Origin of the sequence: Novosphingobium sp. UBA1939, assembly GCF_002336885.1 — a bacterium.
In the GTDB taxonomy this organism is placed as follows: Bacteria; Pseudomonadota; Alphaproteobacteria; order Sphingomonadales; family Sphingomonadaceae; genus Novosphingobium.
The window spans coordinates 1-8,444 of the sequence record NZ_DDFB01000114.1; the positions used below are offsets into that span (position 1 = coordinate 1).

An 8,444-nucleotide genomic window follows, 5' to 3' on the forward strand; every position below is an offset into this window, starting at 1 on the left:
AAGGTCTTGTAGTAGAAGCCCGCGCTCAGCAGCGCGGCCAGCCGGTCGTTGAGCCGGCCCAGGTCGAAGCGCGTAGAGGGCCAGCCGGTGGGGCTGGACGCCACCAGCCCTTCGCGCAGCGGGACCAGCGTGGCCGGCACGTTGGGCGTCAGCGCCGCGCCTTCGCCCAGCTGCACCAGCGCGTTGGTTTCGGCAAAGCCCGTGCCGATCACGCCGCGCGGGCGGTGGTACTTGAAGCCGCGCCCGACAATGGACACGCCGTTTGCCAGCAGCGCCGAGGCCAGCGTATCGCCGGCAAAGCCCTGCAGCGTGCGCCCGTTGTAACGGAAGGTCAGCGGCTGGCTGCGGTCGATCCCGTCGCCGCCCCGGGGAAGCCGGAACCCGCTCATGCCACGCCGTCCGGCCGGGGCGCATCGGGGCGATAGGTGGCGAGAATGCGGTGGCTCACCGTATCGCGCAGCGCGTGGAACCAGCGCCGGCAACCGAAGCTGTGGACCCAGCGTTCGGCCAGCACGCCCTTGGGGTTGGTGTGGAAGAACAGGTATGCCGCCCAGTCCTCGGGCGAGACCTGCTCGGGCGGTTCGGGCCGGTCGATATGGGCATCACCACCGTTGACGAACTCGTCCTCGTCGCGCGGACCGCACCATGGGCAATCGATCCGTAGCATCAGTGGGCGATCCCGGCGGCGGCGGCTTCGTCGACAAGCGCGAGATCGCGGAAGCGGTCGAGCGAGAAGGCGCGGATCAACGGGTGCGGATCGCCGGTAGCGACGGTGTGGGCGAACGTCTCGCCGCTTGCGGGAATGGCCTTGAACCCGCCACCGCCCCAGCCGCTGTTGAGGAACAGGCCGGGCACCGGGCTTTTCCCCAGCACCGGGGAGCTGTCATAGGCGTAATCGACGATGCCGGCCCATTGGCGCAGCAGCCGCACGCGGCTGAACGACGGGATCAACTCAATCAGCGAGGCCAGCGCCGCTTCCATCGTCGGCAGGTTGCCGCGCTGGGCATAGGAGGCATAGGCATCGGCGTTGCCGCCGATCACCAGCCCGCCCTTGTCCGACTGGCTGACATAGACCCCCAGCACGTTGGACGAGGCGATGGTGTGCAGCACCGGCTTCAACGGCTCCGACACGAAGGCTTGCAGGGCATAGCTGCGCAGCGGCAGTCGGAAGCCCGCCATGTCGGCCAGCACGCTGGAATGACCGGCGACGGCCACGCCCACGCGCCCCGCGCCGATCAGGCCGCGCGTGGTTTCCACGCCGGTCACCGCGCCGCTGGCGGGATCGCGGCGGACGCCGGTGACCGCGCACTGCTGGATGATATCGACGCCCAGCCGGTCGGCGGCGCGGGCATAGCCCCAGACCACCGCGTCATGCCGCACGGTACCTGCGCGGCCCTGCCACATTCCGCCCAGGATGGGATAGCGCGCATCCGGCCGGGTGTTGAGGATCGGGCAGCGCGCATAGCATTCCTCGCGCGAGAGCATCCGCATGTCCACGCCGTTCAGCGCCATGGCGTTGACCAGCCGGCGCTGGAAATCCAGTTCGTGCCGGCTGTGGGCGACCACCAGCTGCCCGCGCTGGCTGAACATGATGTTGAAGTTCAGCTCGCGCGAAAGGCCTTCGTAGAGGCTGACGGAATGGTCGAAGAAGGCCGCGCTTTCGGGATAGTAGTAATCCGAACGGACGATCGTGGTGTTGCGGCCGGTATTGCCGCCGCCGATCCAGCCCGCTTCCAGCACGGCCACGTTGGTGATGCCGTGCTGTTTGGCCAGGTAATAGGCGGTGGCCAGCCCGTGGCCCCCGCCGCCCACGATCACCACGTCATAGGCCGCGCGCGGTTCGGGCGAGCGCCAGGCTTCCGGCCAGTGCCGGTTGCCGGTCAGCGCGTGGCGCGCGATCGCGAGGGCCGAATAGCGGCCTTTCATCCGGGCCGGTGCCCGCCCTGGCGATCGGCGACATAGCGGCGGATGTCGAGGCTGTAGTCCTCGATCGGCGAATAGTAGCCGTGCGTGTGGACCCCGGCGGCAATGCCGGACTGGACGCGTTCGCACACCGCCCAATCCTGCCGGTTGACCAGATCCCAGAAATCGACTGCGTCGGCGGGATCGAAACCGCCACGCGCCATCTCGTCGGGATGGAACAGGAAGCGGCATTCGATCACGGTCCGGTCGGCGGCGACGGGCCAGAGCACGAAGGCGGCGGCATGGTCCATCGAAACGCTGAGCATCACGTTGGGGTAGAGCAGTTCCCCCTTGTGGCGGACCTTCTCTTCTTCCGAAAGGCCGGGGAAGGGTGCGCGCGCGGTGGTGCCGCTGGCGGTATAGGTCACCGCGCCGGCCCGGTGCGGAATGCCCGCTTCCCAGTCCAGATCAATCCCGCCGCGTTCGCGGAACGCCGGCACCACTTCGCACAGTTCGGGGTGGACGGCCGGGCAATGATAGCACTCGTTGTAGTTTTCGAGCACGATCTTCCAGTTCGCGGCCACCTCGTAGCGAAGGGTGTGGCCGGTGCGCAGGTCCGCCAGCGGATAGTTGGCCAGCCGGCGCGATGCGGTGGCGACGCCAGCCGCGAAATCGGGCGCGGTTTCGGGCTTCAGGTTCACGAACACGAAGCCACCCCAGGTGGCGACGCCCACGGGATAGAGCGCGTAGTCCGCCTTGTTGAAGCCGGGCGCGTCCTGCAGGTGGGGCGCGGCCAGCAACCGGCCGTCCAGCCCGTAGGACCAGCCATGGTAAGGGCAGCGGATCATGTTGCGCGCGATCACCCCGGCGTCGAGCGTCACGCCCCAGCGCGCATCGTTCCCCGCATCGCACAGCCGCGCGCCGCGGTGGCGGCAGACGTTGTAATGCGCGTGGAGCGCGCCGTCGCGCCCGCGCACCAGCAGGATGTTTTCGCCCGCGACGTCCAGCACGAGGTGCGATCCGGCTTCGGGCAGGTCTTCCTCGCGCGCGGCGCAGAACCATTCGCGCGCGAAGATCGTCTCCTTGTCGAGCGCGAAGGCTTCGGGCGTGAGATAGGCGGCGCTGTCGAGCGAGCGTTCCATCGTGGCGTCCCCCTGCGGCTGGCTCATGATCGTCGATTCCCCGCTGTCGTTATTAGACACTTGCCTCATAAAATTCTTTCGGGCAAGCCATGTGTCGATGGCATCGCGGGAAGGGTGCCGACGCAACGCACCAAGGGGCGCAACGCACATGGCCACGCAGGACCGGACATACGACGCCATCGTGGTGGGCGGCGGCCATAACGGACTGACAGCGGCCGCCTATCTCGCGCGAGCCGGGCGGTCGGTGCTGGTGGTGGAACGGCGCCCGATCGTCGGCGGCGCCTGCGTGACCGAGGAGGTGATTCCCGGCCACCGCGTGTCGTTCACCTCCTACATCGCCTCGATGCTGATGCCCACGGTCATCCGCGATCTCGATCTAGGATCGCACGGCCTGCGCATGGTCGCTTGCGATCCGATCCTGACGGTGCCGCTGGGCGATGGGCAGATCATCCGCTGGTGGGCCGACCCCGAACGCACGGCGCGGGAAATCGCCCGCTTTTCGGCAAGCGACGGCGCGGCGTTTCTGGAAGTTGACCGCAAACTCAAGGCACTGGCCGCCTATCTTCAACCGTTCTTTCTAGAACCTCCGCCGGATCTGGCGGCCAAGGGGCTGGACAAGCTGCGCGAAGGCTTGCGTCTGGCCCGGCGCTTCCGCAAGATCAACGGCGTCGAGATGGGGGAGATGGTCACTTTCCTCACCGGATCGCTCGGCGATTTCCTCGACCGCCATTTCGAGGCGGAGGAGACCAAGCGGATGATCCTGGCCAATAGCGTCTATGGCAAGCACGGCGGCCCTTACGAGCCGGGTTCGGCCGTGGGGATGCTGTTCCACCTGCTGTCAGGCGGCGATCACAGTGTGCAGGGCTTCAACGGGCACGTCATGGGCGGCATGGGCGCGATCACCGGCGCCATCGCGGCGGCGGCGCGCGGCTTCGGCGCGGACATCCTGACCGATGCGCCGGTCGCCCGGATCGACGTCGAACAGGGCCGCGCGACGGGCGTGACGCTGGCGGACGGCCGCTCCTTCCGGGCCGATGTGGTGCTGTCGAACGCCGATCCCAAGCGCACGTTCCTGGGCCTGGTCGATGCCGCACACCTGCCGGCGGACTTCCGCGCCGATATTGCCGCGATCAAGATGGGCGGCCCGGCGGCCAAGCTCAACCTGGCGCTTTCGGGCGAGCCGACCGTGATCGGCCGCGCCCCTGATGCCTCGCCGCTGGAACGGTCGCTGCTGTCGATCGCGCCGACGCTGGAAGGCGCGCAGCGCTGCGCCGACATCGCCCGCTTCGGCGACATTCCCGAACACCTGTGGATCGATTGCGTGATCCCCAGCTTGGTCGATGACAGCTTGTGCCCGCCGGGGCACCACATGATGACCTGCTTCATCCAGTTCGTGCCCTACAAGCTGCGCGAAGGGACGTGGGACGATCATCGCGAGGCCTTCGCGGATTCGATCATCCGCCAGATCACGCGGCACATGCCCGATCTGCCCGAGAAGATCATCGGCCGCACCGTGCTCACCCCGCTTGACCTCGAGCGGACCTATGGCCTGACCGAAGGCAATATCTTCCACGGCGATCTGCATCCCGGCGCGCTCTTCTCGATGCGCCCGGTGCCGCGCTGGTCGCAATACCGCACGCCGGTGGACGGGCTTTACCTCTGCGGGGCCGGCGCGCATCCCGGCGGCGGGGTGACCGGGGCGCCGGGGCACAACGCGGCGATGCAGGTCCTGCGGGACCGCAAGCGGCGGCGCCAACGCTGATGGCGGGCGGCGCGCACAACCCGCCCAAGGTGATGGGTGTCGCGGACCTCGCGCTGTTCTATATCGTTACCGGCGTCAGCCTGCGCTGGATCGCCACGGCGGCGGCGATGGGGCCAAGCTCCATCGTGGTGTGGCTGGGCGCGTTGCTGGGCTTCTATTTCCCGCTGGTCATGGCGGTTGTGGAGCTTTCCTCGCGCTATCCGCAGGAAGGCGGGCTGTACGTCTGGACCCGGCAGGCGTTCGGTCCGTTCGCCGGCTTCATGGCGGGCTGGAGCTATTTCACCTCGAACCTGCCCTACTTCCCCAGCGTGTTCTATTTCGATGCCGGCAACGCGCTCTATATCGGCGGGAACCGGCTGCTGCACTTGCACAACAGCCCCCTGTTCTTCGTCGGCTTCTCGCTGATCGCGCTGGCCTTCATCACCTGGCTCAACATCGTGGGCCTGAAATTCGGCAAGTGGCTGCACAACATGGGGGCGATCGGCATGTGGCTGCCGGTGCTGATGGTGATCGCCCTCGCCGCAGTGGTGGGCTGGCGCTTCGGCCCGGTGACGTCGTTTCCCGCTGCCTCGCTGGTGCCGACGTTCGATGTGCAGCACATGATCTTCTGGGCGGCGATTGCCTTCGCCCTCTCGGGCGCGGAAACCGCCTCGTTCATGAGCGGCGAGATCAAGGACCCGCGCCGCACGATCCCGCGCGCGCTGCCGATCGCCGGGCTGGTGATCGTCGGCTGCTATATTCTCGGCACCGTCGCGGTGCTGGTACTGATGCCGGCGGGGCAGGTCAGCAGCCTGCAAGGGCTGGTCCAGGCTGGTGCGGCGGGGGCAGAGCGGCTGGGCGTGGGCTGGATCGTCGTGCCGCTGGCGCTGCTCATTACCATCGGCAATCTGGGCGCGGCCAGCGGCTTCCTTTCCGCCTGCGCGCGCATTCCCTTCGCGGTGGGCATCGACCGGATGCTGCCCCCCGTCTTCGCCCGGGTTCACCCGCGCTGGGGCACGCCTTACGTGGCGCTGCTGCTGCAAGGAGGGCTGGGGGCGGTGTTCTGCATCCTGGGGCAAGCGGGAACGGGCGTGAAGGGCGCATACGACGTGCTGGTCAGCATGGGCATCATCGCCGCGTTCCTGCCGTTCATGGGCGTGTTTCTCTCGGTGATCCGGCTGCAGCGCGAGCCGGCCGGTCCCGAGGTGACGCGCCTGCCCGGCGGCAAGGTGACCTCGATCGCGGTGGCCTCCATCGGCCTTGCCACCACGCTTGTCGCGCTGGTGCTGGCCGCCTTTCCGGCGCCGGACGAGCCCGACAAGCTGCTGGCGGTGATCAAGATCGCGGGCATGACGGCAGTTCTGCTGGGCACGGGCGCGCTGATCTACGGCCTCGGCAAGCGCAGCACCCGCCGTGCGGAAGGCTTCCCCGATGCGGTCGATGCGCCTATCTCCTGAAGCGATCGTGCCGGGGGCATCCAGCCTCCGCCGTCCGGGGACCAGAATGACCGAAGCCGCCGCCATTGCCGAACGTCCGCCGCGCAAGCCGCGCGCCAAGCGTCAGCCACCCACCGTGCGGCGGCAGGACCTGCTGGCGATTACCGTAAGCTGCCTTGCGCGGCTGGGTCCGCGCGGCGCGACCGGGCGCGAAATCTGCCGGCAGGCGGGCGTCTCGCACGGCTTGCTGCGGCACTATTTCCAGAAGCCGGACAATCTCCTGTTCGAGACGTACGAACTGCTGTGCGATCAGCTTATCACCCATCTGGAGGAACAGGTGGGGGAGATCGGGACGACCCCGTGGGCCGCGCTCTCGCGCTTTTTCCAGGCCGCTTTCTCTAAGGAATGGGCCAGCGCGGACGTGATCGGCGCGTGGATGGCGTTCTGGCAACTCGCGCGCGGGCGCGAGGACTTCGCCATTGTCAGCGCCCGCTTCAACGCCCGCCAGCGCGCGCTGATGGAGCGAATCGTCCGGCAATTGCCGGGGGCCGGACAGGCCGTGCCCATCGCCGATTCGATCGCGGTCCTTTCGGCCGTGCTCGATGGCCTGTGGATCGAATTCTATCTGTCGGAGGAGCGCACCCCCAAAGATCGCTGCATCGCGCTGTGCGAGGTGACGGCCAAACGCCTTTTTTGCGCGTGAAAGATGCCTGCTTGCGTTGCCGGAAACGTTGTTGTACGAATGTACAACAAGATGCGGGGCGTGTCGGAATAGCCGGCGCGCCGCTGTTGGGGAACGCAGGCCCTGATGTGGTATGGGGCCTCGCTTATGGAGCCGCACTATGACCAAGCAGTATGACGCCGTAATCATCGGCGGCGGCCACAATGGCCTTGTTTGCGCCTACTATCTGGCCCGTGCGGGCAAATCGGTGCGCGTGCTGGAACGCCGCCCGATCGTGGGCGGCGCGGCCGTGACCGAGGAGTTCCATCCCGGCTTCCGCAATTCGGTGGCGAGCTACACCGTCAGCCTGCTGCAGCCCAAGGTCATTGCCGACATGCGGCTGGCCGAACGCGGCCTGCGCATCGTGGAGCGGCCGATCTCCAACTTCCTGCCCCAGCCCGATGGCGGCTACCTGAAGCTGGGTGGAGGGCTGGAGCGCACCCAGGCCGAATTCCGCCGCTTTTCCAAACACGATGCCGATGCCCTGCCCGGCTATTACGAGGCGCTGGATACCGTGGCCGACGTGCTGCGCGATCTCGCGCTGAAATCGCCGCCCAATATGGGCGAGGGCCTGCACACCCTGATTTCCGCGGCACGTCAGGGCCGTGGGTTGGCCAAGCTCAGCCTGTCGCAGCAGCGCGACGTGCTGGACCTGTTTACCAAGTCCGCGCGCACGTTCCTCGATTCGTGGTTCGAAAGCGAAGCGGTCAAGGCCGCGTTCGGCTTCGACGCGGTGGTCGGCAACTTCGCCAGCCCGGATACGCCCGGTTCCGCCTATGTCCTGCTGCACCACGTCTTCGGCGAGGTGAACGGCAAGAAGGGGGCCTGGGGCCACGCCATCGGCGGCATGGGCGCGATCACGCAGGCGATGCGCGCGGCGTGCGAGGAAGCCGGCGTCGAGATCACGCTGGAAGCGCCGGTGGCGCGCGTGCTGGTCGACAACGGTCGTGCGGTGGGCGTGAAGCTGGAAGGCGGCGCGGAAGTGATGGGCGGCGCTGTGGTCTCCAACGTCGGCCCGCGCCTGCTCTATGATCACTTGATCGCGTCCGAGGATCTCGAGCCCGAGTTCCGTCGCCGCGTGAAGGGCTTCAAGGTCGGTTCGGGCACCTTCCGGATGAACGTGGCGCTGTCGGAATTGCCGCGCTTCGCCTGCCTGCCGGAACCGGGCGAGCACCACCAGTCGGGCATCATCATCGCGCCGACGCTGGACTACATGGACCGCGCCTATATCGACGCCAAGCTGACCGGCATGGCGCGCGAGCCGATCGTCGAAATGCTGATCCCCTCGACCGTGGACGACAGTCTCGCGCCTCCGGGGCAGCATGTCGCCAGCCTGTTTTGCCAGCAATTCGCTCCCGAACTGCCCGATGGCCGCAGCTGGGACGACGCGCGCGAGCAAGCGGCGGATCTTATCATCGATACGGTCGAACGCTGGGCGCCGGGCTTCAAGGCATCGGTCATCGGGCGGCAGATTCATTCGCCGCTCGATCTGGAGCGCAAGT

At 67.6% G+C, this 8,444-nt stretch carries 8 protein-coding genes; 4 read left to right on the forward strand and 4 right to left on the reverse strand.

What is annotated here, in order from left to right; genetic code table 11:
• The 4 genes from B3547_RS14910 to B3547_RS14925 all read right to left on the reverse strand — a co-directional run.
• On the reverse strand, nt 1-389 hold a 389-nt coding region (locus B3547_RS14910; RefSeq protein ID WP_292964358.1), incomplete at its 3' end, for a 2Fe-2S iron-sulfur cluster-binding protein.
• A complete protein-coding gene (locus B3547_RS14915) occupies nt 386-667 on the reverse strand; it encodes a sarcosine oxidase subunit delta (protein WP_124808386.1) in 282 nt (93 codons plus the stop codon). The genes B3547_RS14915 and B3547_RS14910, both read right to left, overlap by 4 nt.
• Nucleotides 667-1,926: a sarcosine oxidase subunit beta family protein gene (locus B3547_RS14920; RefSeq protein ID WP_292964360.1), complete on the reverse strand. Its 1,260-nt coding sequence runs from the start codon at nt 1,924-1,926 to the stop codon at nt 667-669. The genes B3547_RS14915 and B3547_RS14920 overlap by 1 nt, the downstream gene beginning before the upstream one ends.
• Nucleotides 1,923-3,113: an aromatic ring-hydroxylating oxygenase subunit alpha gene (locus B3547_RS14925; protein WP_292964362.1), complete on the reverse strand. Its 1,191-nt coding sequence runs from the start codon at nt 3,111-3,113 to the stop codon at nt 1,923-1,925. Before B3547_RS14925 ends, B3547_RS14920 begins: the two co-directional genes overlap by 4 nt.
• A 79-nt stretch (nt 3,114-3,192) precedes the next feature.
• Here B3547_RS14925 and B3547_RS14930 point away from each other — a divergent pair, with 79 nt between their 5' ends.
• From B3547_RS14930 to B3547_RS14945, 4 genes are all read left to right on the forward strand, one after another.
• Nucleotides 3,193-4,806, forward strand: coding sequence for a phytoene desaturase family protein (locus B3547_RS14930; protein WP_292964364.1), 1,614 nt, complete (start codon nt 3,193-3,195; stop codon nt 4,804-4,806).
• A complete protein-coding gene (locus B3547_RS14935; protein WP_292964366.1) occupies nt 4,806-6,242 on the forward strand; it encodes an APC family permease in 1,437 nt (478 codons plus the stop codon). Before B3547_RS14930 ends, B3547_RS14935 begins: the two co-directional genes overlap by 1 nt.
• A 46-nt stretch (nt 6,243-6,288) precedes the next feature.
• Nucleotides 6,289-6,924: a TetR family transcriptional regulator C-terminal domain-containing protein gene (locus B3547_RS14940; RefSeq protein ID WP_292964368.1), complete on the forward strand. Its 636-nt coding sequence runs from the start codon at nt 6,289-6,291 to the stop codon at nt 6,922-6,924.
• Nucleotides 6,925-7,063: 139 nt separating this feature from the next.
• A partial coding sequence (locus B3547_RS14945; protein ID WP_292964370.1) for a phytoene desaturase family protein occupies nt 7,064-8,444 on the forward strand: 1,381 nt, incomplete at its 3' end.